The sequence below is a fragment of the Empedobacter sp. UBA1574 genome (genome assembly GCF_002322895.1).
Lineage (GTDB): Bacteria > Bacteroidota > Bacteroidia > Flavobacteriales > Weeksellaceae > Empedobacter > Empedobacter falsenii_B.
The window spans coordinates 147,405-170,837 of the sequence record NZ_DCOI01000018.1; the positions used below are offsets into that span (position 1 = coordinate 147,405).

Consider the following 23,433-nt stretch of genomic DNA (forward strand, 5'->3'; position numbering starts at 1 on the left):
TTTGCGCGTTCAATTTTTATAAGATGAAATTAAGTGAGAAGCAAATAGAAATTTTGGGCGCGGCTGAACGAGTTTTTGGAAGACGAGGAATTGATGCTGCAAGTGTTCGAGAAATTGCAAAAGAAGCAAACATTAATATTGCGATGATTAGCTATTATTTTGGATCAAAAGATAAATTGGTCGAGAATTTATTTAGTTGGCGTATCACAACTTTCAATGAATCATTGGCCTCAATTTCACAAAATTCTACACTTTCTCCATTTGAAAAGTTACAGTCAATCCTAAAAGCTTATTTGAATAGAATTTTGGATAAACCTGAATTTCATCGAATTATGGCAAGAGAATATTCGAAAAGAGATTCAATTTTAGAAATTGATTGTAAAGTCAATGACTTAAAAACAAAAAATTTAGAATATATCACAAATATTATTAGTGAAGGATATTCTGAAGGCGTTTTTAAAAGAAAAGCTCCTGCCGAAGCTGTTGTAATGGTAGTTATTGGTGGAACATCTTATTTGATTTTGAACGAAAAAACATATATGAAACAATGGGGATTATCTTCTCATGAAGAGTTTACAGAACATATTCACGAAGAATATTACCCTTATTTAATAGATTCTTTAAAAGCAATTTTACTATACGATGAAAAATAAAATTTTCTTACCGATTTGTTTAGTTGTTGCTACTTTCGCTCATGCGCAGGAAACCAACGTTTCTTTGCAGGAAGTTATTCAACAAAGTTTGCAGAACAACAAATCTGTGAAAGTTGCCGAAGCTGCTAAAAATACAAGTGAGTATAAAGTACAAAGCGCGAAAAACAATCGTTTACCAGACATTTCGTTGAGTGGACAATACATGCATTTGTTTACGACAACAAATGTAGACATCAAACTTCCGATGCAATCTTCTGGTGGAGGAATGGGAGTTGAACCGAGCCAATTATTATTAGGACAAGCAAGTGCTTCTGTCCCTGTTTTTGCTGGATTTAAAATTAAAAATGCAATCAAAAGCAGTGAATTGATGGTTGATTTATCAAACTTACAAATCGAAGCAACAAAAGAAAATGTGGTTTGGCAAGCTATTAATTTATATTTTGGATTGTACAAAACGCAACGTTCTATCGATGTTTTGAATGAAAACTTAGTGAGAGCAAATCAACGTGTGAAAGATTTTCAAAACTTTTTGGATAACGGAATCATCGCGAGAAATGATTTGTTGAGAGCAAAATTACAAGCATCGAATGTGCAAGTTGCAATTGATGAAGCCGAAACGCAATACAAAAACATTAATTACCGATTGAATTTATTGACTGGACAAGACGAAAGTAAAATCGTTCATGTTGATAATGTAGAAACCTTGAAAACCATCAATCAAAATTCTCAAGATTACGTCAATCGTACAGATGTTAAATCATATGATGTAAAAAATCAGATTGCTGATAGTCAAATCAAAATTGCGAAAGCAGCTTATTACCCTCAATTAGCGGTTTCAGCTGGATATATTGCGATGGATATTGATAAAGTTGCTTCGGTTACAAATGCAACAAATGTTGGTGTTGGATTGAAATATGATTTATCTTCTTTGTATAAAAATAAAGCAGAAGTTGAAATTGCAAAAGCTCAGAAATTAGAAAATGAGATGCAAAAAGAAACGACAATTGATAAAGCTAAAGTTGAAATGAACGAAGCTTTTCAAAAGTATGATTTAGCAAAAAAGAAAAATAATGTTTACAAAGAAGCTGTAGAACAAGCGAACGAAAACTACAGAATTGTAAAAGATAAAAATGACAACGGATTGGCTGATACAGACGATTTATTAGAAGCAGATGTACAACAATTGCAAGCAAAAATCAATCAAGTTGTCGGAGATGCTGACGAACAATTAGCGATCTACGAATATTACTATACTACAGGAATTTTATTAGAAAACGTACAATAACACCTCTCGATATGGAAGAAAATAATCAAGAAAAGAAAAAAATAAATTCAAAATTTATCATCGTTTTAGGAGCATTAATCATCCTTGGAGGTGGATATGGAGTTTATAAATATTTACACGGACAAGCGCACGAAATTACTGATGATGCACAAATTGAATCAAAAATAACACCTGTTATACCTAAAGTTTCAGGATACATTCAGAAGATTTTAGTAGAAGATAACCAAATGGTTCACAAAGGTGATACATTAGTTGTTTTGGACGGATCTGAATTTGCCTTGAAATTGCAACAATCGCAAGATGCTCTATTACAAGCAGAAGGTCAATTAGGAGTTGCTCACGCAGGTGTTTCTCAAGCTGGTGCAGCAATTGGAGTGACAGAAGCTGGTGCTGTTGCAGCAAATACAACAATCGAAACAGCTCAAGCAAGTGTTAATACAGCTCAAGCAAATGTAGAAGCAGCAAAAGTACAAGTTTGGAGAACGAAAAATGATTTTGATCGTTACAATAAATTATACCAAAATCAATCGATCACAAAACAACAATACGAGCAAGCTTTAGCAGCAAAAGAAACAGCTGAAAAGCAATTGCGAATTGTACAAGAACAATTAGGTGTTTCTCGTGCTCAATTAGCTTCTACAGCAAAACAAGCGCAAGCTACAGCAAAACAAGTGAACACTTCGAAAGCGCAAGCTGATGCTTCAAAAGCACAAATAAAAGTAGCGGAAGCAGCAATAGGTCAAAGCAAAACAAACATCGATAATGCAAAATTATATTTGTCTTATACGTATGTAATTGCAGCTGAAGATGGACAAGTTTCTAAAATTAATTTACAACCAGGACAATTGGTTCAAGCTGGTCAATCTTTGTTTAATATTGTGACTACAAATAATATTTGGGTTGTGGCAAATTACAAAGAAACTCAATTAGAAAAAATTAGAGTTGGACAAGAAGCCATCATCAAAGTAGATGCATATCCAAACCACGAATTCAAAGCGAAAGTAACGTCTTTATCTCCTGCAACTGGTGCTAAATTTGCGTTATTACCTCCAGATAATGCGTCTGGTAACTTCGTAAAAACAGTTCAACGTCTTCCTATTAAAATCGAATTTATCGATCAAAAAGACGAAATGTTGAAAATGATTCGTCCAGGTATGAACGTGGAAGCTGATATTCTTTTAAAATCGAATACTTCTGCAAAGTAATAACACCTATTCAGAAAAATTATGGAAGAAAATAATTTAGTTGAATATGGTGCAAGACGTGTAATCATCACCATTACCGCCATCATGTGTGCATTGTTAGAGATTGTTGACACAACAATTGTTAACGTTGCGATGAATGACATGAAAGGTAGTTTGGGTGTCTCTTTAACTGATATTGCGTGGGTGGTTACCGCTTACGCAATTGCCAATGTAATTGTAGTACCGATGACCAGCTGGTTGTCGCAACAATTTGGACGACGCAATTATTTTGCGGCTTCGATTATCATTTTTACAGTTGCCTCATTTCTTTGTGGAAATGCAACAACGTTGTGGGAAATTATCTTGTTCCGATTTATTCAAGGACTTGGTGGTGGAGCACTGTTGGTAACTTCGCAAACCATCATTACCGAAAGTTATCCACCCGAAAAGCGTGGTTTAGCGCAGGCAATTTATGGAATGGGAGTTATTGTTGGTCCTACGCTTGGTCCGCCTTTAGGAGGTTATATTATTGATAATTGGTCTTGGCCATATATATTTTACATCAATATTCCGATCGGGATTATTGCCGTATTGTTAACGATATCATTTGTTCGTAGCCCAAAATATGCAGAGAAATCAAAACTAAGTCAAGTCGATTTCTTGGGAATTATTTTGTTAGCCATTGCAGTTGGATCGTTACAATATGTATTAGAACACGGACAACAAGACGACTGGTTCTCAGATTCGACAATTGTAACCTTGAGTATCGCAAGTTTCTTCGGATTCATTTTATTTGTTTGGCGAGAATTAGTTTTCAAACATCCAATTGTAAATTTACGTGTACTGAAAGATAGCAACTTAGCAGTTGGTACTATTTTATCCTTCATCTTAGGATTTGGATTATATGGATCGACATTCATTATTCCAATTTATACACAATCAATCTTAGGATGGACTGCAACTGATGCAGGTTTATTATTAATTCCTTCGTCGTTGATGACTGCATTCATGATGCCAATCATCGCAACAATGTTACAAAAAGGTGTACCACCAAAATACATGGTTGCAGGAGGATTCTTTATCTTTTTCTGTTACAGTTTTTGGTCATACAAAATCTTAACACCAGACACAGGTTCCGAGCATTTCTTTTGGCCATTAATTGTTCGTGGAGTTGGATTGGGATTATTATTTGTACCTGTTACCACACTTTCACTTTCAAGTTTGAGAGGGCAACAAATTGGTGAAGGAGCTGCCTTTACAGGAATGATGCGTCAGTTAGGAGGATCTTTTGGTATCGCGATTATTACAACATTTATTTCTCGTTGGACAGTTGGACACCGAACAAATTTAGTTTCGCATCTTGATACATCCGATTTTGATGTACAAAAACATATTCAGAATTTACAAATGAGCTTCATTAGTAAAGGTTTTGCCCCAAATGAAGCATTAAATAAAGCCTATAACCTACTCGATTTACAAGTTACCAAACAAGCAACTGTGTTAACTTATATGGATGTTTTCTTGTATTTGGGTGTAGTTTTCCTAATCTGTATTCCATTTATTCTGTTCTTTATCAAAAAAGGAGCAGGTAAAGTAATCAGTGCAGGACATTAAAAAAGAATAATTATTTTAATTTTCAGTTTTTTATAAATGTAAAATCTATCTCAATTTATTGGGATGGATTTTTTTTATTTGATTGATTCTGTAATTTTCTTTTCATCTAATCCAAAATCTGCTAGAATAAGTTTTCCTTCTGGATTAAAAAGATAAAAAGTTGGTGTACCGATAATCTTGTATTTTGTATAAGTACCTCCTGTTCTACCTTCTTTATCCCAAAGCGAAATCCAATCTTCTGCATGTTTTAAAAGAAAGTTTTTATAACCAATTTCTTCTTTATCTACATAGAAACTTACAATTTCTAACTTATCACGATTATTAGTCTTTATTTGATCTAAAACAGGAATAGATTCTAAAGAGAATCCACAATAAAAAGTTGTAAAATCTAATAACACATATTTTCCTTTGAAATAATCTGAAAAATTAACTTTTTTATTTGATTGATTATACGCCATAAAATCTATATAACTGTCGCCAATATTTAACTTTTCTGTATTAATATCTGTCATGATAGATTTGTAATAGGCTGATTTTTTATATTTAGATTCTAACTTATTCATCAAATCAATTAAAACTTCTTTTGACAATTCTGTCTTGTATGAATTAACTAATGAAAGTGTATAGTATGAATTTATATTATCTTGATAAAATTGAAGACTATTCTTTGCAAATTCATTATCTAATGCAGTTATTTTACCATAAGGTTCTACTTTACCCCAGTATGCTTTTTGTAAACTATCATTCCATTTATTTTGTTCACGAAGCGACATCATATCAGTTAAAAATTCTCGTCGTTTTATCGTATAATCTTTATCAAACTGAGCATATTTATACCTCATCTCGTCATACTCAGATCCAGAAGTTTTTACATCATAAGGAAAATCTTTTTTTGTGGCATTTAGTGTAATTTTTTCATTACCAATAAAAAGAAGTGCAGAATGATAATCTTTTCCATTTTTGACTGTAATATAAACCGAAGATGGAACCTCTTTTAATTTTCCTTCTAATTTATAACCCCCTTTAACTAATACGACACTATCAATAGGAGCATTATTAATACTTATTTTGACCAATGCATTTTCATCAAATCCATCAAGTTTTCCAGAAATAGTAAATTGTTTTTGAGCAAATAAGTTTGTAAAAACAAATAAGATAATTAGTGTTAATAGTTTAGTCATTATTATGTAGTTAATTATTTATAAATCTAATTAAATATTTCGAAAAATCATCTCAAAAAAACCTCCACCCAAGCAATTTGGGTGGAGGTTTTATTATTCAATAATTAACGTTTAGTATTTTTACAATTTCGGCTCGTTTGTTTACTTGTTCAACTTGCAGGCAACACACTATTTCTTGCTGCTTTTACAATCTCGTTCAAATCGTGGTACAAATTAGACCAATCCGGTACATCTTTCATTGCTGTAATTAGATTGAGGTAAGATCGCAGTACTTGTTCCAATTCTTTTCGAGAAGATGACGCACTCGATATTTGACGAAGATCTGCATTAGCCTCTGCTTGTTGCGCAAATAATATCTCAAAATCGGTATGTTTTGTTTTCAAATCATCAAAAGCTGATACAAGCGATAAGTTAATAATACGCAATGTATTATCTGGCTTTTCTAATTCTTCGATAAGCTTCTTCAATTGAGCTGTTTCGGCAGAATAACTCAATCTGTCTAAATCCAGTCCAAACATTTGGAAAACTTTGTACAAAGCTTCCGCATCTTGATAGTTCGCGACAGAAGTCAATTTACGATAACCATTCAAGAAAGCCTTCATGTTACTAAATGCAACATCTCTCTCTTTATCCGCTGTCGCCACCTCTTTTCCTTTTCCGCTATAGGTCAACTTTGTGTATACCGTGTCGTAGTTTTGATAACTCGCAATAAGCGACAGCAACAAAGGGTGGTTCTCTACAATGGTGTAATTTCCGGCTTGAGAAGAGTTGATAGTTCGCTGCGCTAATGTCGCCAGATTTTTTGTCGATAATTTTTGTAAATTAATTTTCATAACAGGTTAATTAAGTGTTTATAATTCATTTATTTTTAATGTTTTATAAATATAGTCAATATATTATTAATCAATATAACCTTACAGATATTACAAACAAACTTGTTTTAGATGAATGTAATCTTACATTTATTACAAACAGACTTGTTTTAGATGAATGTAACCTTACATTTATTACAAACAGACTTGTTTTAGATGAATGTAACCTTACATTTATTATAAACAGACTTGTTTTAGATGAATGTAATCTTACGTTTATTACAAACAGACTTGTTTTAGACGAATGTAATTTTAGAAACAATTATATTTACAAGAAATTAGTTATATACAAGCTTTCCAAACATTACACTGAATGAACTCAACAGAAAATCTATTTTTTGAAATAAAAAGTCAAGGAAATTTTATAAGAATTTCGACAAAAAATCTAATAAACTATAACTCAGAAATTGATTATGATAATAATTGGATTAATTGTTATATTGAGGTTAAAGGAGGAGCATTTCAAGGTAAATATTCAGCTGAAATTCTAACAATAACTTTTGAAGATTTTAAACAAAAGCTCGCAATTTTATATAATAAATTAGATGGAAAAGTAATATTTTCTGATTTAGAAGAATATTGTAAAATTGATATTTCAGGAGATGGTTCTGGTAAATTAAGAGCAAGTATTGAGTGTAATGATAAATCGGGTATATATTCTGCGAATCTAACTTTTGATATTGATTTTGACCAAACTTTTCTTAAAGATATAATTAACCAACTCAATCAAATTACCAAAGCATTTCCAATAATTGGTGATTTTAATATATCTAATAAATACGATGTATTATAATAAAAAATAAGACTAAACAGTATTCTAATATGAAAATATTCAATTTTCTTTTCTTTATTTTAATTATTTTAACTTTAAACTCTTGCTTTTTAGCAATTACAGGAGCTCCACATTCTCACTCATATAAAGAAATTTCTGACAAAAATGATTTAAAATTAAATGTATTTTGTACGTACTTAATCAAACAGATTAAAATAGGAAATGTAAATCCAAATGATTCAATTTATATTCAATCATCGAGCTTAAAAAAATTAAATGAAAGAAAATTATTAAATCATAATGATTTATCCGATTCAATGAGATTTTACAATTTGAGAATTGGAGATATTAAATTCCATAGTAAAAAAAGAAAAGATACTATCAATATTATAAGAATAACTAGTAATGGAGATAAAACGGTTTACAAATTCCTTTTAGACTCAAGCGACAAAGAAAATTAGAAAAAAAATCCTTGTCAAGATTCAAAACTTTGACAAGGATTTTATTTTTCTAACCATTAACCGCTCTAAAAAAAGCGTCTAATTTCTTTTCGTCTAATTTTCCATCAGTTCTTACACCGCTACAAATATCTACGCCAAAAGGCTGAACAACATCAATCGCTTCACGAATATTATCAGGATGAAGACCGCCAGCCAAAAATAGAGGAATGTTAATTTCTTCTCTAATTTTTTTGCTAATCGCCCAATTGTGCGTGCGCCCTGTCCCTCCCAGTTCTTTTACTTGTAAGTTAGGATTTCCGCTATCTAATAAAATAGCATCTACAAACTGAGATTTCTCTATCGCTTCAGTTACCGAATTTTCATCAATTACATGAATCACTTGTACCAATTTTACCCAAGGTAATTCGTTTCTCAAAATTTGATATTCTTCGTTTTTCAGCTCATCAACTAACTGAATTGTATTCGTATAAACTTTTTTATAATGTTGAATAATTGTTTCTGCTGTTGTTTCACTTGTTAATAAAAACGAAGCTAATGTTGGCGGGATAATTTGTGTAATATCTTTGATTAAATCATCACCAATAATACCTGGTCCGCTTGGCATATTACCAACTAAACCTAATCCACTCGCTCCATATTTTATCGCTTGTTGTGCTTCTTCTTTGCTACTAATACAACAAATTTTAACTCTTGTTTTCATCATTTGTTTTATTCTTAATACTATAAATATATAAAAAAACACCTCAATTTCTTGAAGTGTTTTGTATGGTCTAAGATTTAGAATTGATTTTAGAAATCTTCTTCCGAACCTTTTAATTTTTCTGCATTTTCTGCCATTTTCAATGCATCAATCATTTCTTGAATATCTCCATTCATAAAGTTATCCAAATTATAAATTGATTTGTTGATACGGTGATCTGTTACACGTCCTTGCGGATAGTTGTATGTACGAATTTTAGCAGAACGGTCACCAGTCGAAACTAATGATTTACGTTGAGCAGAACGTTCTGAATGTTTTTTCTCGAACTCGATTTCATACAATTTTGTACGTAATAATTGTAAGGCTTTTTCACGGTTCTTATGTTGAGAACGCGCTTCTTGACAAACAATTACAATTCCAGAAGGTTTGTGCGTTAATTGAACTTTCGTTTCAACTTTATTTACATTTTGTCCTCCCGCACCAGATGAACGAGCTGTTTGATACTCCAAATCTGCTGGATTAATCACTACATCAACCTCCTCTGCTTCTGGTAAAACCGCAACCGTAATCGCCGATGTATGCACACGTCCTTGCGATTCTGTTTCAGGAACACGTTGTACACGGTGAACACCTGATTCGTATTTCATTGTTCCGTACACTGCATTTCCTTCTACTTGCATTACCAACTCTTTGTATCCTTTTCCAGATGCTTCAGAAGTATTTAATACTTCGTGTTTCCATCCTTTTTCTTTGAAATACATCGAATACATACGGTAAATATCTTCTACGAAAATCGCTGCCTCATCTCCTCCTGTTCCAGAACGTAACTCGACAATGATGTTTTTCTCATCTTCTGGATCTTTTGGAATCAACATCATTTTGATTTCTTCCTCTAAAGGTGGAATCGCATTGATTGCTTCGTCTTTTTCTATTTTAGCTAACTCAACCATTTCAGCATCAGAACCATCTTGAATAATTTCGTCTGCTTCCTCAATTACATTGATTAAGTTTTCGTATTGTTTTTGCATTTCAACAAAGTCTTTCAAATCAGAATATTCTTTGTTTAATTTCGCATAACGAGTTTGATCTGTTACGATATCTGGTTGGATGATTAAATCTGCCACCTCATCGAAACGTTGTTTGATTGCTCTTAATTTATCTAATAGACCTAAATCTGCCATATACTTTTATTGGATTGCAAAGATACAATAACTCAAGGGATTCAGAAAATTTGAATAAAAAAAACCGATGATTTCTCATCGGTTTTGTAATTTATTGTTAAAAATATTATCTCGTAAATAATAATTCTCTGTATTTTGTTAAAACCCAGAATTCGTTATCGACCATTAATTCTAACTTATCAGCATGGTAACGAATTTCATCATAATATGGTTTTACTTTGTTACAATAAGCATGTGCTCTTTCTTCTAAAGATTCAACCACATTTGCTTCTTTACGTGCATCCATCATTAAGTGCAATTTTGCGTTTAATTCGTTTACATGCATCGAAATTTTCTTCAAAATAATTAATTGCTCGCCTGCATATTCTTCATAATCATCTCCAAAAATATCTTTGAATCCTTTAATGTTTTTGATCAATATGTTTTGATATTTGAAAGCTGTCGGAATAATATGATTTCTCACAATATCACCTAAAACACGACCTTCAATCTGAATTTTCTTGATGTAATCTTCTAATTCGATTTCGTAACGCGCTTCAACTTCTGTGTTGTTCATTACATTAAGTTCCGAGAATAAATCCAATGATTTTTGAGAAACTTTTGCTTTTAAAGCAGATGGAGTTGTTTTGTGATTTGACAATCCTCTACGAGCCGCTTCTTCTTCCCATTCTTTGCTGTATCCGTCACCTTCGAATAATATATTCTTTGTTTCTTTAATATATTCACGTAAAACATTGAAAATTGCTTCATCTTTTTTCAAACCTGTTTCAATCAACGCATCAACTTCTTTTTTGAAATCGATCAATTGTTTTGCTACAATTGCATTCAACGTTGTCATTGCATTTGCACAGTTTGCAGTCGATCCTACAGCACGGAACTCGAATTTATTTCCTGTAAAAGCAAATGGAGAAGTTCTGTTTCTATCTGTATTGTCTAATAAAACATCTGGAATTTTTCCAACAACGTTTAATTTTAAATCAGTTTTTTCTTCAGGAGATAATTTCCCTGTCGAAACACCTTCTAATTCTTCCAATACTTTTGTCAATTGTTGACCAATAAAGATCGAAATAATTGCTGGTGGCGCTTCATTCGCTCCTAAACGGTGGTCATTAGAAGCAGAAGCGATAGAAGCACGTAACAATTCCTCATAAATTGAAACTGCTTTGATGGTATTAATAAAGAACGTTAAAAACTGTAAATTGCTGTTTGGTGTTTTTCCTGGCGCTAATAAATTAACTCCAGTATCTGTTGCTAACGACCAGTTATTGTGTTTTCCAGATCCGTTAACTCCTTTGAATGGTTTTTCGTGGAATAATACTTTAAAATGATGACGCTCACCAACTTTTTGCATCACATCCATTAACAATGAGTTGTGGTCAACTGCTAAATTCGTTTCCTCGAAAATTGGCGCTAACTCAAATTGATTAGGTGCTACTTCGTTGTGACGAGTTTTTACAGGAATTCCCAACAACATACATTCGTTTTCTAAATCGCGCATATAATTTAAAACACGCGTAGGAATCGAACCAAAATAATGATCTTCTAATTGTTGACCTTTTGCAGAAACATGTCCTAACAACGTTCTACCAGTTTGTAAAATATCTGGACGAGAAGCCGCTAAAGCATCATCAATTAAAAAATATTCTTGTTCCCAACCTAAAGTCGGAGTTACTTTCTTCACATTTTTATCGAAGAACTTCGCTACTTCTGTAGCTGCTTCATCAATTGATAAAAGCGCTCTTAACAAAGGTGTTTTATTATCTAGAGCTTCTCCTGTGTACGAAACAAATACTGTCGGAATGCATAAAGTTGTTCCAAAAATAAATGCTGGTGAGGTTGGATCCCAAGCTGTATATCCACGTGCTTCGAATGTATTACGAATTCCTCCATTTGGAAAAGAAGATGCATCTGGCTCTTGTTGAACTAATAATGATCCACTAAATTTTTCTACAGGATCTGCTCCATCAAATGAAGTTTCGAAAAAAGCATCATGTTTTTCTGCTGTTGTTCCTGTTAATGGCTGAAACCAGTGTGTATAATGTGTTACACCTTTGCTCATCGCCCATTCTTTCATTCCTAAAGCAACAAAATCTGCCATTTTACGGTCGATTTTAGTACCATAATCCATTGCAGAACGAACGGCTTTATAAGCTTCTGAAGTTAAATGTTGACGCATTGCTTTGTCATTGAAAACATTGCTTCCAAAAATTTCTGATTTTTTCCCTAATTCAGGAACAGCTACCGGTTTGCGATTGCTTGCGGCTTTTAGTGCTTCAAAACGAAATGATGTCATAAGAAAATTACTTTGTGTTGTTTTATGATGCAAAAATAAATAAAAATTAAACATAAAATAAAAACACCCCTATTTTTTTAGGGGTTAAATTATAATTTCATTACAAATAAATTCAATACCCCTTTATTTTAGTTTAGATTTTCAAAACATCAGTGTAAAATTAATTTTTATTTAACATTCGAATAAACTTATTTAAACGAAAAAAGCAGTTTCAATTGCTTGAAACTGCTTTTAGACACTCATAATATAAAAAGTTTTTGGTCTATCTGAAACGGTCTACTGATTTTACAAGATCATCATCCTTCTTAATCAAACGATTGGCAATTGACAGAAGCACAATCGAAGCTAAAGGAACTAATGCCCAAATACCTTTCTCAGAATTTCCTTCTCCAGGTAATGTTAATAGACAATATACAAAAGAACCAATTAATAAAACATTCAAAATAATGTTTAACCATCCTAAGCTAATCTGTAACTTACGTTTTTTGAAAAACATAATGGTTAAAAATGAAATTAAAGCTGATGAGAAAAAGGCTAACGAAAAAATGTAATCTCCTTTCTCCGGATTTTGTAACCAATTTAATGGAATATCAAACAGCTTATCAAAATTCATGGCGAATATACTCGAAATTATTCCACTTAAGAATAAATATATACTTTGCTTTCTTTGAATCATTTCTTAAATTTCGAATACAAATGTAAAAAAACTTTTTGAGTTTTTATAATTATTCGTACTATTGCATTAATAAATCTCAAATTTATACGCTTTATAACAATTCTATTGTTATGATTCCCAATTACTTTATTGAATAAAAAAAATATAAACACATTAATACCTTCATTATAGGATTATGTTTGATATCGAAGAATTAAAATCATTCAAATTACCAGATTTACAACAAGTTGCAGAGCAACTGAAAATCGATGGGTATAAGAAATTAAAAAAAGGCGAATTGTTAGACGCAGTTTTAGGTTTTATCAACAGCCAACCAAAGGTTGAAGAAAAAGCTGAAACAAAACCTGCTAAAAAAGATAAAGCTGAAAATCTACCTACAGAAGATAAGAAACCGAAACGCAAACGAGTTCAAAATTCGGAAGGAGAAGTTCAACAAAAAGAGGCTGTTGCAGAAGAAGTAAAAACTGAAAAAGTTGAAAATACTTCTACCGAAACAGAAAAAAAGGAAGAAAATAATCCTCGCGTTAATAAATTTCAGGAACGAGCGAACAAAAGCCAAGATCTGAAAAAGAATAATCAAAATAATCAGAAGAAAAATAATCAATCTGATAATCGTAATCAAAACGATCAATCTCAACAAAATAATCACCACAATAATCAAAATCAAAAAAATAAATATCGCGCTGCGAATTATGAATTTGACGGAATTATTGAAACTGAAGGTGTTTTAGAGATTTTACCAGATAATAATTATGGTTTTTTACGTTCTTCTGATTTTAATTATTTGTCTTCGCCTGATGATGTGTATGTTTCTCAATCTCAAATTAGATTATTTGGATTAAAAACGGGAGATACAATTACAGGAGAGGTTCGTCCTCCAAAAGAAGGTGAAAAATATTTTCCTTTAATCAAAATTAAAGAAATCAACGGTCGTACGCCAGATTATGTACGTGATCGTATCGCTTTTGAGCATTTAACTCCACTTTTCCCTAACGAGAAATTCAATTTAAGTAATTCTAAATCTTTATCAAATCGCGTAATTGACTTATTTACACCAATAGGTAAAGGTCAACGTGGGATGATTGTGGCGCCACCAAAAACGGGTAAAACAACGTTATTGAAAGATATTGCGAATGGAATTGCGCAAAATCATCCAGAAGTTTATTTGATTGTTTTATTAATCGATGAGCGTCCGGAAGAGGTAACAGATATGAAACGTTCGGTAAACGGAGAGGTTATTGCATCTACGTTTGATGAGGAAGCAAATCGCCATGTAAAAGTTGCAAATATCGTTTTAGAGAAGGCAAAACGTATGGTAGAATGTGGACACGATGTTGTGATTCTTTTAGATTCTATTACGCGTTTGGCTCGTGCTTACAATACAGTTTCGCCAGCTTCTGGTAAAGTGTTATCGGGTGGTGTTGATGCAAATGCATTACACAAACCAAAACGTTTCTTTGGAGCTGCTCGTAACATCGAAAATGGAGGTTCTTTAACAATTATTGCAACTGCATTGATTGATACAGGTTCTAAAATGGATGAAGTTATTTTCGAAGAATTTAAAGGAACAGGTAATATGGAGTTACAATTGGATCGTAAGATTTCGAACAAACGTATTTTCCCTGCAATTGACTTAGTAAGTTCTTCTACGCGTAAAGACGATTTGTTATTAGACGACAAAACACAACAATTAATGTGGGTTCTTCGCAACCATTTATCGGATATGAATCCTGTAGAAGCGATGGAATTCTTACACGATCGTATCAAACATACACGCTCTAACGAAGAGTTTTTAATCTCAATGAATAAGTAATTTATTACAACTTATAATTTTAAAAACCATCTAAAGTTGTTTAGGTGGTTTTTTTTAAATCTATTTTATGAAAAAAATATATAACAAAAAAAGCTCAAGAAAATAAATTCTTGAGCTTTGTTGTACCTCAGGCGGGACTTGAACCCGCACGTCCTAATGGACACAGGATTTTAAGTCCTGCGTGTCTACCAATTCCACCACCAAGGCATCCACTTCTAAGAAAGAAGTTAGAGCGGGAAACGGGACTCGAACCCGCAACATTCAGCTTGGAAGGCTGACGCTCTACCAATTGAGCTATTCCCGCGATTGTGAGTGCAAATATAGAACAGCTTTTTTAATTACAAAACTTTTAGGAAACATTTTTTTCATAATTATTTTACATTAAAAGCTAAGTTTCTCATCATAATATTTTTAAGTACTAAAATAATTTTACTTTTTTTTGATTAAATTATTTTGAACATTAAAAATTCATCTTAAATAATTGCATTTTTCCAGATTTTAAGCAATCGTTCGTAAGAAAATTGAGCATTAGCTGGACTTGTACTTGGCAAAGAAATATACTCAATAGATGTTTTTTCATCAAAATATTTCCAAAATAATTGTTCTGATTTCTTTCCATTGAAAATTATTTTATCAATTGTAGGATATTCATTCAACAATTCATCAATCTGATTTGGCAAAACATTTTTCATATCCACATCCATGCTTCCCTTTCTGTCAGCAGAATGTGCAACATCCCAAAGCGCAAACTTATTCTGTAAAATAAGTTGTTTTCTTATTTCATAATCTTCTGAAAATTCTGTCTCAAAAATCTCAAACATCATTTTCCAAAATCGATTACGCGGATGTCCATAATATTGATTGACTTCTAACGATAAATCACCAGGTAAAGAGCCAAGAATTAATGTTTTTGGTAGTTCTGATATAATTGCAGCAAATGATTGTTTATGCATTTTGTTTTATTCTAAAAATATAATGTACAAAAAAAGTGCTACAGTTTGTAGCACTTTTTTTTCTATTTCTATCATTAGATAATTTGTTCAGAAACCTCCTCCCACTCTAACATTTTTTTGTCTAAATCATTTTTCAGATTCGAGTATTTATCTAATTCTTGTTGCGTTTGCGAACCTGCATGCAACTTATTTTCTAAATCGGCAATCTTCGTCTCTAAATCAGAAATCTCCGTTTCTATTCTTGACAATCTATTTTTAAGACGTTTTTGCTCTTTCTCTTCCTCAAAAGATAAAACTCTTTTCGCTTGTTCTATTTTAACCTCAATCGGTTTCTCTTCTTTTCGTGCAGCCAAACTATTTCCTTTCTCCACTTCACGGAAACTTCCCGCTTTTATTTGCGCCAAATAATCATCAATTCCAGAAAGATATTCTTTCACTTGACCATTACGGAAATCGAACACTTTATCTACTAAACCTTCTAAAAATTCACGGTCATGAGATACTAAAATCAAAGTTCCAGAATATTTTTGTAAAGCTTTTTTCAACAATTCTTTTGATACAATATCCAAGTGGTTCGTTGGCTCATCCATGATTAATACATTGAATGGACGTAACAATAATTTACACAACGCCAAACGATTTCGCTCACCTCCCGAAAGAACCGAAACTTTTTTCTCAACAGCATCACCACCAAACATAAATGCACCTAAATAATCGCGAACATGTTTACGTGTTTCTTCTGTTGCAGAATTTTCTGCTTCTTCTAAAACCGTTAATTTATCATTCAAAACATGTGCTTGATTTTGGGCAAAATATCCGATTTCTACATTATGTCCATGTTTTATTTTGCCTGAATGCTCTTGTTCGTTGATAATCGCACGCGATAAAGTCGTTTTTCCTTGACCATTTTGACCAACAAAAGCTACTTTTTCTCCTCGATTAACATAAAAAGAAACATGATCAAAAACTTGATGATCACCAAAAGCAACACCTACATCATCTAACTCGAAAATAATTTTACCTGGCTGAACAGCATCCACAAAACGGATATTCATTTTCGTTACATCATCATTTTCAATTTCGATGCGTTCTATTTTATCTAATTTTTTGATTAATGATTGCGCCATCGAAGCTTTATTAGCTTTTGCACGGAATTTTGAAATTAAATCTTCCGTGTGCTTAATCATTTGCTCTTGATTCTTCTGTGCTTGCTCTAATTTTTCGCGACGATCTTCACGCAATTCTAAATAACGCGTATAATTCGCTTTAAAATCAGAAATGTGGCGATTTGCAATTTCGATTGTACGATTAGTTACGTTATCCAAAAATTGACGGTCGTGCGAAACCAACACAACAGCTCCAGGATAATCTTTCAAGAAATCTTCTAACCAAACAATCGAATCGATATCCAAATGGTTGGTAGGCTCATCTAAAAGCATTACATCATGTTTTTGCAACAATAGTTTTGCCAATTCAATTCGCATTCTCCAACCTCCAGAAAATTCTTCTGTTGGGCGATGAAAATCTGAATTTTTGAATCCTAAACCAATTAAAATTTGTTCGATTTCAGCATCTTTTGTGTAACCACCTAAAAGTCCGAAACGTTCTGTTAAATGAGAAATATCTTCAATTAATTTTCCATATTCGTCCGATTCGTAATCTGTTCTTTCAGCTAATTCTTTGTTTACAAAATCAATACGTTCTTGAATTTCAACCAATTGCTCAAAAGCAGAATCCGCTTCTTGCCAAACCGTTCTTCCTTGTACAAAATCAATATCTTGCGATAAATATCCGATTGTAACGTCGCCTTCGTAAACAACTTCACCTTCTGAAGATTGCTGACTTTTGGCTAAAATTTTAAGCAAAGTAGATTTTCCTGCTCCATTTTTCCCTACCAAACCAACACGGTTTCCTTTGTTGATGCGGAACGAAACGTTTTCGAATAAATATCTACCCGCAAAATAAACTCCTAAATTTTGTACTAATAACATTTTGCAAAAATACAATGTTTTTTGTTAGATGAAAACTTATCTCAAAACTATAAGTAGTATATTGTGAAAGTGTTTTAAAAATAACAATCACCTTTCAATTAATGATTATGAGTAAAATTATTATTGTTCCTATTAATAAAGAAGCTGAATTAAAATTAGATTATGATACAGCTTCTCCAAACGAATTAATCGAAATTAGGTTAAATGAATCAGAATTTAATATTTTATGGAAGAAAGGTGTTTTTGATTTAATTAATCAAACTTGTAATTCAATAATTGACGATTATGAAGACGAAAAAATTAATAATTTAGTTTTAATTGAAAACACTTATAATCAATTGAAGAAAACATATCCTGAATGTGAAAATATTATTAATATATTTCATAAAGCATTAGAACTTAAAACAAGTATTCATTTCTATTTTTAACAATATTTAAAATCACTTATGAAGATAATATTTGATGGCTGGAATGAAGGATTTCAAAAAGTCACTTTAACACATCTACAAATTGACTTACTAAAAATATCATTAAAAGTTGCTAAAAGTAATGTTGACAAATTATTAGATGGACATTCAATAACAATTGATGTTAACGATGAACAATTAGCTTTAACTTTTATAAAAGAAGCTAAAAATATTAATGCTAATTGTAGAATTTTGCATTGATTTTTTTTAAGGTTTTAAACGATAACTCAAAAAATACAATACAAAACTGATTAAAATCGAAAAAGTTGCTGGCACAAAATAAGCCAATGCGAGATTTTTGGTTGCAATAAAATTAATTGGAAGGTTCATTAATCTGAATTGAAAAACTAAAAAACACAATACTACTATAATTACAGACATTTTCCAATCGTAATTGCGTTTATGATTAATTACTGAACATAAAATATACGCCAAAACAATACCTACAAAACTCAAAATTGTTTTCATTGTAGCTAAATGTTTCAGTTTTTCGCTGATTCCGAATTCGTCACTTTTTCTAACCAAAAAGGCAAAATTATCTTTTCCCATTGAATGAATTAATTCAATCAAATCTAATTCAGCCAAGACGTAAAATTGTTGAATTCCTAAAAATAACAAAACGCTTGCTACAAGTTGAATTGCAAATATTTTTATGTCAAATTTTTTCATTCAAAATAGGTTTAAAATCGATCATAGAAACGTGCAATGTTCGCTTCTTTGTCAATTAGTTGATTATTTTCTAAAAAATCGTACAAATCATCCACCATCACAGGCGCTAACATTGTCCCACGCGTTCCCATTCCATTTAGACAAATCAATTGTTGATGCGTTGGATGCGCTCCTATAATTGGACGACGATCCACAACCGTTGGACGAATTGACGCATGTTGTTCCACAACTTCAAAATCATCTTTAAAAAAATTCTGAACACCTTCAACCAAATATTGTTTTGCATCCTCAGTATTTTCATAATTCACATGATCACGATCGTAAGTTGCGCCTACAAAATATTGATTATTTTCTAAAGGCATCAAAAATTCTTTTCCTTTCACAACTGCTTCAGGTAAATTAGCTTCTGTTTTAATTCTCAACACTTCGCCTTTTACACCAATTATAGGTAAATTTTTGAAATAAGGATTGTTCAAAATATTATAACCTTCGGCAAAAATTATTTTAGTTGCTTCGATTTTTTTATAGCTCGTTTGATTATCCTCTAATTTTAATTCATTAAAATCAAAAGTTTCATCAAGAAACAAATCATTTTTGACTAAATAATTTTTAAAATCAGCCAAAAGATTTGTCAAATCAACACGGCCTGTATGCAAAACTTCGCCAGAACCTATCGGAGAATTTATTGAAGAAAAATCATTCAATTGTTCTGTATCAGTTGCTAAATAATCAATCAAATCTGGATGAGTTGTCGCTTTTTTCAACCACGTTTTTTTCTCTTGTTCGTCATTAAAAATTCTATAAACTGGAAAATTGTAGATATATTTTTTGTTTAATAATTGTTCGAAATCACCAAAAACTTCGCGCAATCTTTCAATTTGTTTTGTCGCATTCCAAACAATTGAAATACGTTTTAGCACAACAGGATTAAAAATTCCAGCAGCAATCGCCGATGCTTTGTGAAAATGATTATCAATCACCACAAAAGATTTCTTTTCCTGCAACAATTTCATCGCCATACAACTCCCTGCAACACCTTGACCAACGATGATATATTCTACTTTTTTCAATTTCTAAAATTTGCTTACAAAGGTATCTATTTTAGATTTTAAGGATTAACTAAATTCTGAAAAAAAACATTGTAGAAAAATTAAACTATTTTTTCTCCTTCAAAAGTATTTAGAGCATTAATATAGATATTCTCTACAAAGTCTCTTAAGGTGATTCTTTTTTCGCTTTCGTCTAATTTAGTTGTTGATTTTTTAATAGAATTAGAAAGAGTTTTTGCTTGTCCAAAACTATTAATTGAAACAAATAGTGTTGTAGTAAAATAATACTTTTCATCATTATGTTTTTAATCGACCTAATTTAAATAAAAAAAACTCCAATCAAATGATTGGAGTTTTTTTATTGTATTCTGATTAGTAATTCCACATATCAGCTTCTGACTGAATAATAGAATTTCTAATTTTATGATGTTCTTCTAATTGACCTTTCGCATCATTTGGAATGTAATCATCAATCATTTTCGTTCCATACATTGTTTGAGCTTTATAAATAACAGAACTAAATCTGCGTGCATTTAACATCTCATCGTATGTAATTGCCGAATTTGAATTACTTGGATTAAATACTGTTGCATTCACCAAAACATTACGAGCATCAGGATACCAAATCCAAAATAAATCTACGTAAGCTCCGTCAGCAAATTCTGTTCCTAACGATTGCGCATCAGGCCCCATAATTGCTAAACCTAACAAACGATATTTTAATTCTCCTAAACGACGGTCGATATACCAAAGACCTTTCGTTTTTACCATTTTGATATCGTCAGATTTAATTTTATAATTAAAAATAGCAGCTTCGTCAGGAGTTTCTCCAGCAGCTTTCATATCGTAGTAATACTGCTGTGTATCTTTCTTCTCATTACGAGCCATAATTTGCTCATAACTCATTTTAGTTTGAAAGTACTCATCATCGTAAACTTCTCTAATCTTTTTGCTACGAACTCCGTCAACCAATACATCGTATAATGATTTAGAATTTTGCACTAACTCATCACCAGATCTATAATAAGGTTGATTTAGACGCTCATTCAAATCAATTACTTCCCATACAACTTTCGACCATAAAACATCTTTATCTTCGATAAAACCATATTTCATAGGATCTTGAGCCGTACTTACTGTATCTCCAGCTTCATCAACTCTTGTTTTATTTTCGCGGTCTTTTCTTAACTGTTCTGGCGAAACAGCGTTAAGAACATTTTGCGCCATTGTAAGAGTTGAGAAAAAACTCATTAAACCAAACAAAAGATACTTCATATTTTAAATTTTTACTTTTTAAATTATTGTACTTGAATTGCGATAGATGATGCTTCTCCAGTTGCTCCTGAATTTGTACGATATTTAATATCGAAAACACCAATAATATCACCTTTTTTCGCTTTCGAAATAACTCCAGCTGCTCCTGACATTTTATTTCCAGAAACACGAGCCGTTGCCTGACCAGGAACTTTAACATTGAAAGATGTTACTTCACCTGAAATTGGGAATAAGAAATCTGGCCAATCTACACGAATTGTTTGCGCTGCAATTCCATTATCTGGAATAGCTGGACTTGTATTTCCTAAAATAACACCACGTGCTGGTGGAACTGGTTTGATACGGAATGTTTCACGAACTGATAATGTTTTACCAGAACTTGCTCTTGCAGATGCCGTAAACACCACTTCGTTTCCTCCTCCAGGCGTATAATTCCATTTGTTAGCTCCCGCTCCAGAAGGACTTCCAGAAGAAGCACTTAAACTAACAGGTCCGTTTGCACCGTTAATTGTTGCTGAAATTGGATTAGATACTCCACGATAAACTACACGTAAATTATCTGCAACAATAGAACCTCCTGTTGGATCTTTTTCAATAATCTCAGCAGCTTTTTTATCTAATGTTTGTGCAACAACTTGATAAGTTGAAGGTGCTATGGCTACCGTTTTCGTTTTTCCATTCGATACGTATGTAATGTTACCTGTTAATTGATGCATACCAACTGCAGATGTATTCAGCTTAATAGATGCTTTACCATCAACAACAGTAGCAGAACCAACACTTGTAGAAACAGAACCTTTGATTGAATTATCGTAAGCTCCTAAAACTACATTAAGAACAGCTTCATCTCCGACTTTAACAACACCTGGAGATAAGAATAAACCTTGGAAAGCATCCAATTCGATTTTTTCTTCTAATTTACCAGATAATAATGCTCTCACTAAGTTACCTTCTTCTGTACGAGCATCCATTTGCATTTTCGATAAATTCGTTAAAGAAGCAACCATTGGTTGATCATAGAATTTTTCTTGCATCCAACTTTGTTTCTTCGATTTTGGAGTTGTTCCAAAAAATTCGTTGATACGAGCTTCCGCATTTTTAGCATCAGGACTTTGTTTTGCAAAAGTCATTAAGAAATTTCTGAAACCATCAATTTTGTTTGTAAACTCTTGTGCTTTCTCATTTCCTTTGTCACCTCCTTTTCCTTTAAAGAATAAAGATACAACAGGCTCTGTATTAGACAATGCATTGTAATCTGTATCTTCTGATCCAGAAATAAAATCAGCACCAGCTAATTCTTTTTTCAATCCATCGATATAAGCAACAAAATCATTTGTTTGCTTTTTAACTTCTGCAGCCTCAGCTTGAGTTTTTGCATAAGTTGGATCATCCTTCGCTTTTAGATCAATTTGACCATAGAAGGTATCGTTATTTGTTTTCGTTAAAGTCGTTGTTGACTCTAAAGAAGTATTTATCGTTTCGAAAGATCTCAACACCTCACGATCCACGTTCAAAGCCATCATTGCAATGAACACGAGATACATCAGGTTAATCATCTTCTGACGTCCGGTTAGTCTACCACCTCCTGCCATAATAATTTATAGAATTAATGAATAATTAGTTTAATTTATCGGAGCAATGTATTAGTTGTTTTTCATTGCAGAAAGCATACCTCCGTATACTTTGTTTAATGCATTAATGTTAGCAGAAAGCTCTTGCATTTCTTTCAAGAATTGCTCTGAACTACCTGAAGATTTTTGCATTTCTTCGATAAATTGTTTATTTAATTCTACTTGTTTTTGGCTATTTACAATTTGCTCAGCATATACAGCATTTAATTGGCTGATGTTAGTTGATGCTTTTGCAATTTCGTTGCTATATTGTTCTGTTGAAGCGACAGCTGATGTTGTTGTGTTTAATTCGTTAACAGCTGAACCAAATTTATCTAAAGAACCACGTAATCTTTCGAAAACTTCTTTATCTAATTTTGCATCTGCTAATACTTTGTCTAACTCAGCAGTTAAATTATTTCCTGCAGTTGCAACAGCAGCAGTTTTTCTTTGTACTGGTTCTCCATTTAATAATTCTGGATAAGCTTTTTCCCATTCATAGCTTCCTTGAGGTTTATCGAAAAATGCTGAATAAAAGAAGACGAATGCTTCAGCTACTAATCCGATTGTTAAGATTAAATTGGCTGATATTGGTCCTAAATTCGTGTGCGTAATTTTACATAATGCCCCGATAATTACTACTGCGGCAAAGAAATTATACAAAAAATTTGTAAGACGTTCTTGTTTTGAAGCTTGTACTGCCATAAGAGTGCTTTTTATTAAATTGTTTTATT

Annotated in this window: 22 protein-coding genes and 2 tRNA genes; 9 read left to right on the forward strand and 15 right to left on the reverse strand. The window is 32.2% G+C overall.

Going from position 1 to position 23,433, the window contains the following annotated elements; translation table 11 throughout:
- Positions 1-23 precede the first annotated feature (23 nt).
- Genes B3578_RS04700 through B3578_RS04715 form a run of 4 tightly spaced genes read left to right on the forward strand, consistent with a single transcriptional unit; the run spans position 24 to position 4,736 of the window.
- On the forward strand, positions 24-653 hold the full coding sequence (locus tag B3578_RS04700) for a TetR/AcrR family transcriptional regulator (protein WP_280062831.1): 630 nt from the start codon (positions 24-26) through the stop codon (positions 651-653).
- A complete protein-coding gene (locus B3578_RS04705; RefSeq protein WP_286494765.1) occupies positions 643-1,938 on the forward strand; it encodes a TolC family protein in 1,296 nt (431 codons plus the stop codon). Before B3578_RS04700 ends, B3578_RS04705 begins: the two co-directional genes overlap by 11 nt.
- Positions 1,939-1,949: 11 nt before the next feature.
- Positions 1,950-3,143, forward strand: coding sequence for an HlyD family secretion protein (locus tag B3578_RS04710; RefSeq protein WP_038332984.1), 1,194 nt, complete (start codon positions 1,950-1,952; stop codon positions 3,141-3,143).
- A 21-nt stretch (positions 3,144-3,164) separates the two neighbouring features.
- Positions 3,165-4,736, forward strand: a complete 1,572-nt coding sequence (locus tag B3578_RS04715) for a DHA2 family efflux MFS transporter permease subunit (protein ID WP_219033731.1) — start codon at positions 3,165-3,167, stop codon at positions 4,734-4,736.
- A gap of 74 nt (positions 4,737-4,810) precedes the next feature.
- Here B3578_RS04715 and B3578_RS04720 read toward each other — a convergent pair whose 3' ends face one another.
- Positions 4,811-5,917: a TlpA disulfide reductase family protein gene (locus tag B3578_RS04720; RefSeq protein ID WP_221854136.1), complete on the reverse strand. Its 1,107-nt coding sequence runs from the start codon at positions 5,915-5,917 to the stop codon at positions 4,811-4,813.
- Positions 5,918-6,066: 149 nt separating this feature from the next.
- Complete coding sequence (locus B3578_RS04725; protein ID WP_286494767.1) at positions 6,067-6,750, reverse strand: DUF6261 family protein; 684 nt, start codon at positions 6,748-6,750, stop codon at positions 6,067-6,069.
- Between the two features lie 352 nt (positions 6,751-7,102).
- Between B3578_RS04725 and B3578_RS04730 the strand changes: the two genes are divergently transcribed.
- Together B3578_RS04730 and B3578_RS04735 are read left to right on the forward strand one after the other, a co-directional pair.
- Positions 7,103-7,582, forward strand: coding sequence for a WapI family immunity protein (locus B3578_RS04730; protein WP_291047144.1), 480 nt, complete (start codon positions 7,103-7,105; stop codon positions 7,580-7,582).
- Positions 7,583-7,611: 29 nt separating this feature from the next.
- Positions 7,612-8,022, forward strand: coding sequence for a hypothetical protein (locus B3578_RS04735; protein ID WP_286494769.1), 411 nt, complete (start codon positions 7,612-7,614; stop codon positions 8,020-8,022).
- A gap of 49 nt (positions 8,023-8,071) precedes the next feature.
- Here the strand turns inward: B3578_RS04735 and B3578_RS04740 are convergent, their stop codons facing one another.
- From B3578_RS04740 to B3578_RS04755, 4 genes are all read right to left on the reverse strand, one after another.
- Positions 8,072-8,722: a phosphoribosylanthranilate isomerase gene (locus B3578_RS04740; protein ID WP_291047145.1), complete on the reverse strand. Its 651-nt coding sequence runs from the start codon at positions 8,720-8,722 to the stop codon at positions 8,072-8,074.
- 89 nt (positions 8,723-8,811) lie between these two features.
- Positions 8,812-9,903 (reverse strand): peptide chain release factor 1, encoded by a 1,092-nt coding sequence (prfA, locus tag B3578_RS04745; protein WP_115001678.1) that lies wholly within the window; start codon positions 9,901-9,903, stop codon positions 8,812-8,814.
- Between the two features lie 106 nt (positions 9,904-10,009).
- A complete protein-coding gene (locus B3578_RS04750; protein ID WP_291047146.1) occupies positions 10,010-12,196 on the reverse strand; it encodes a glutamine synthetase III in 2,187 nt (728 codons plus the stop codon).
- 262 nt (positions 12,197-12,458) lie between these two features.
- A complete protein-coding gene (locus B3578_RS04755) occupies positions 12,459-12,872 on the reverse strand; it encodes a DUF4293 domain-containing protein (RefSeq protein WP_038332961.1) in 414 nt (137 codons plus the stop codon).
- 175 nt (positions 12,873-13,047) lie between these two features.
- On the opposite strand from B3578_RS04755, the gene rho reads away from it, so the two are divergent.
- A complete protein-coding gene (rho, locus tag B3578_RS04760; RefSeq protein ID WP_115001683.1) occupies positions 13,048-14,685 on the forward strand; it encodes a transcription termination factor Rho in 1,638 nt (545 codons plus the stop codon).
- Between the two features lie 123 nt (positions 14,686-14,808).
- Here the strand turns inward: rho and B3578_RS04765 are convergent.
- The 4 genes from B3578_RS04765 to B3578_RS04780 form a co-directional block, all read right to left on the reverse strand.
- Positions 14,809-14,892: transfer RNA gene (locus tag B3578_RS04765), tRNA-Leu, on the reverse strand.
- Positions 14,893-14,916: 24 nt separating this feature from the next.
- Positions 14,917-14,989 (reverse strand) — tRNA-Gly (locus B3578_RS04770).
- A 169-nt stretch (positions 14,990-15,158) separates the two neighbouring features.
- On the reverse strand, positions 15,159-15,638 hold the full coding sequence (locus B3578_RS04775; RefSeq protein WP_115001685.1) for a DNA-deoxyinosine glycosylase: 480 nt from the start codon (positions 15,636-15,638) through the stop codon (positions 15,159-15,161).
- Between the two features lie 74 nt (positions 15,639-15,712).
- Positions 15,713-17,629 (reverse strand): ABC-F family ATP-binding cassette domain-containing protein, encoded by a 1,917-nt coding sequence (locus tag B3578_RS04780; protein ID WP_180905128.1) that lies wholly within the window; start codon positions 17,627-17,629, stop codon positions 15,713-15,715.
- Positions 17,630-17,736: 107 nt separating this feature from the next.
- On the opposite strand from B3578_RS04780, the gene B3578_RS04785 reads away from it, so the two are divergent.
- Both B3578_RS04785 and B3578_RS04790 read left to right on the forward strand, forming a co-directional pair.
- Positions 17,737-18,057 carry a hypothetical protein gene (locus tag B3578_RS04785; RefSeq protein ID WP_115002126.1) on the forward strand — a complete coding sequence of 107 codons (321 nt, stop codon included), beginning with the start codon at positions 17,737-17,739 and terminating at the stop codon, positions 18,055-18,057.
- 18 nt (positions 18,058-18,075) lie between these two features.
- Complete coding sequence (locus tag B3578_RS04790) at positions 18,076-18,297, forward strand: hypothetical protein (protein WP_115001689.1); 222 nt, start codon at positions 18,076-18,078, stop codon at positions 18,295-18,297.
- Between the two features lie 6 nt (positions 18,298-18,303).
- Here the strand turns inward: B3578_RS04790 and B3578_RS04795 are convergent, their stop codons facing one another.
- The 5 genes from B3578_RS04795 to gldL all read right to left on the reverse strand — a co-directional run bounded on the left by B3578_RS04795 (position 18,304) and on the right by gldL (position 23,404).
- Complete coding sequence (locus B3578_RS04795; RefSeq protein ID WP_115001691.1) at positions 18,304-18,765, reverse strand: hypothetical protein; 462 nt, start codon at positions 18,763-18,765, stop codon at positions 18,304-18,306.
- Between the two features lie 11 nt (positions 18,766-18,776).
- The gene (locus B3578_RS04800) at positions 18,777-19,835 is read right to left on the reverse strand and encodes an NAD(P)/FAD-dependent oxidoreductase (RefSeq protein WP_291047147.1); all 1,059 of its coding nucleotides are present in this window, start codon (positions 19,833-19,835) and stop codon (positions 18,777-18,779) included.
- A 351-nt stretch (positions 19,836-20,186) separates the two neighbouring features.
- Positions 20,187-21,089, reverse strand: a complete 903-nt coding sequence (gene gldN / locus B3578_RS04805) for a gliding motility protein GldN (protein WP_257468103.1) — start codon at positions 21,087-21,089, stop codon at positions 20,187-20,189.
- Positions 21,090-21,112: 23 nt separating this feature from the next.
- On the reverse strand, positions 21,113-22,681 hold the full coding sequence (locus tag B3578_RS04810; protein WP_219034384.1) for a GldM family protein: 1,569 nt from the start codon (positions 22,679-22,681) through the stop codon (positions 21,113-21,115).
- A gap of 51 nt (positions 22,682-22,732) precedes the next feature.
- Entirely contained in the window at positions 22,733-23,404 is a 672-nt protein-coding gene (gene gldL / locus B3578_RS04815; RefSeq protein ID WP_125349619.1) for a gliding motility protein GldL, read from the reverse strand.
- Positions 23,405-23,433: the final 29 nt, after the last annotated feature.

Bases quoted from the DNA above. Each gene is read 5' to 3' on its own strand.
- B3578_RS04700 (WP_280062831.1), top strand. From the start codon at position 24: ATGAAATTAAGTGAGAAGCAAATAGAAATTTTGGGCGCGGCTGAACGA.
- B3578_RS04705 (WP_286494765.1), top strand. From the start codon at position 643: ATGAAAAATAAAATTTTCTTACCGATTTGTTTAGTTGTTGCTACTTTC.
- B3578_RS04710 (WP_038332984.1), top strand. From the start codon at position 1,950: ATGGAAGAAAATAATCAAGAAAAGAAAAAAATAAATTCAAAATTTATC.
- B3578_RS04715 (WP_219033731.1), top strand. From the start codon at position 3,165: ATGGAAGAAAATAATTTAGTTGAATATGGTGCAAGACGTGTAATCATC.
- B3578_RS04720 (WP_221854136.1), bottom strand. From the start codon at position 5,917: ATGACTAAACTATTAACACTAATTATCTTATTTGTTTTTACAAACTTA.
- B3578_RS04725 (WP_286494767.1), bottom strand. From the start codon at position 6,750: ATGAAAATTAATTTACAAAAATTATCGACAAAAAATCTGGCGACATTA.
- B3578_RS04730 (WP_291047144.1), top strand. From the start codon at position 7,103: ATGAACTCAACAGAAAATCTATTTTTTGAAATAAAAAGTCAAGGAAAT.
- B3578_RS04735 (WP_286494769.1), top strand. From the start codon at position 7,612: ATGAAAATATTCAATTTTCTTTTCTTTATTTTAATTATTTTAACTTTA.
- B3578_RS04740 (WP_291047145.1), bottom strand. From the start codon at position 8,722: ATGAAAACAAGAGTTAAAATTTGTTGTATTAGTAGCAAAGAAGAAGCA.
- prfA (WP_115001678.1), bottom strand. From the start codon at position 9,903: ATGGCAGATTTAGGTCTATTAGATAAATTAAGAGCAATCAAACAACGT.
- B3578_RS04750 (WP_291047146.1), bottom strand. From the start codon at position 12,196: ATGACATCATTTCGTTTTGAAGCACTAAAAGCCGCAAGCAATCGCAAA.
- B3578_RS04755 (WP_038332961.1), bottom strand. From the start codon at position 12,872: ATGATTCAAAGAAAGCAAAGTATATATTTATTCTTAAGTGGAATAATT.
- rho (WP_115001683.1), top strand. From the start codon at position 13,048: ATGTTTGATATCGAAGAATTAAAATCATTCAAATTACCAGATTTACAA.
- B3578_RS04775 (WP_115001685.1), bottom strand. From the start codon at position 15,638: ATGCATAAACAATCATTTGCTGCAATTATATCAGAACTACCAAAAACA.
- B3578_RS04780 (WP_180905128.1), bottom strand. From the start codon at position 17,629: ATGTTATTAGTACAAAATTTAGGAGTTTATTTTGCGGGTAGATATTTA.
- B3578_RS04785 (WP_115002126.1), top strand. From the start codon at position 17,737: ATGAGTAAAATTATTATTGTTCCTATTAATAAAGAAGCTGAATTAAAA.
- B3578_RS04790 (WP_115001689.1), top strand. From the start codon at position 18,076: ATGAAGATAATATTTGATGGCTGGAATGAAGGATTTCAAAAAGTCACT.
- B3578_RS04795 (WP_115001691.1), bottom strand. From the start codon at position 18,765: ATGAAAAAATTTGACATAAAAATATTTGCAATTCAACTTGTAGCAAGC.
- gldN (WP_257468103.1), bottom strand. From the start codon at position 21,089: ATGAAGTATCTTTTGTTTGGTTTAATGAGTTTTTTCTCAACTCTTACA.
- B3578_RS04810 (WP_219034384.1), bottom strand. From the start codon at position 22,681: ATGGCAGGAGGTGGTAGACTAACCGGACGTCAGAAGATGATTAACCTG.
- gldL (WP_125349619.1), bottom strand. From the start codon at position 23,404: ATGGCAGTACAAGCTTCAAAACAAGAACGTCTTACAAATTTTTTGTAT.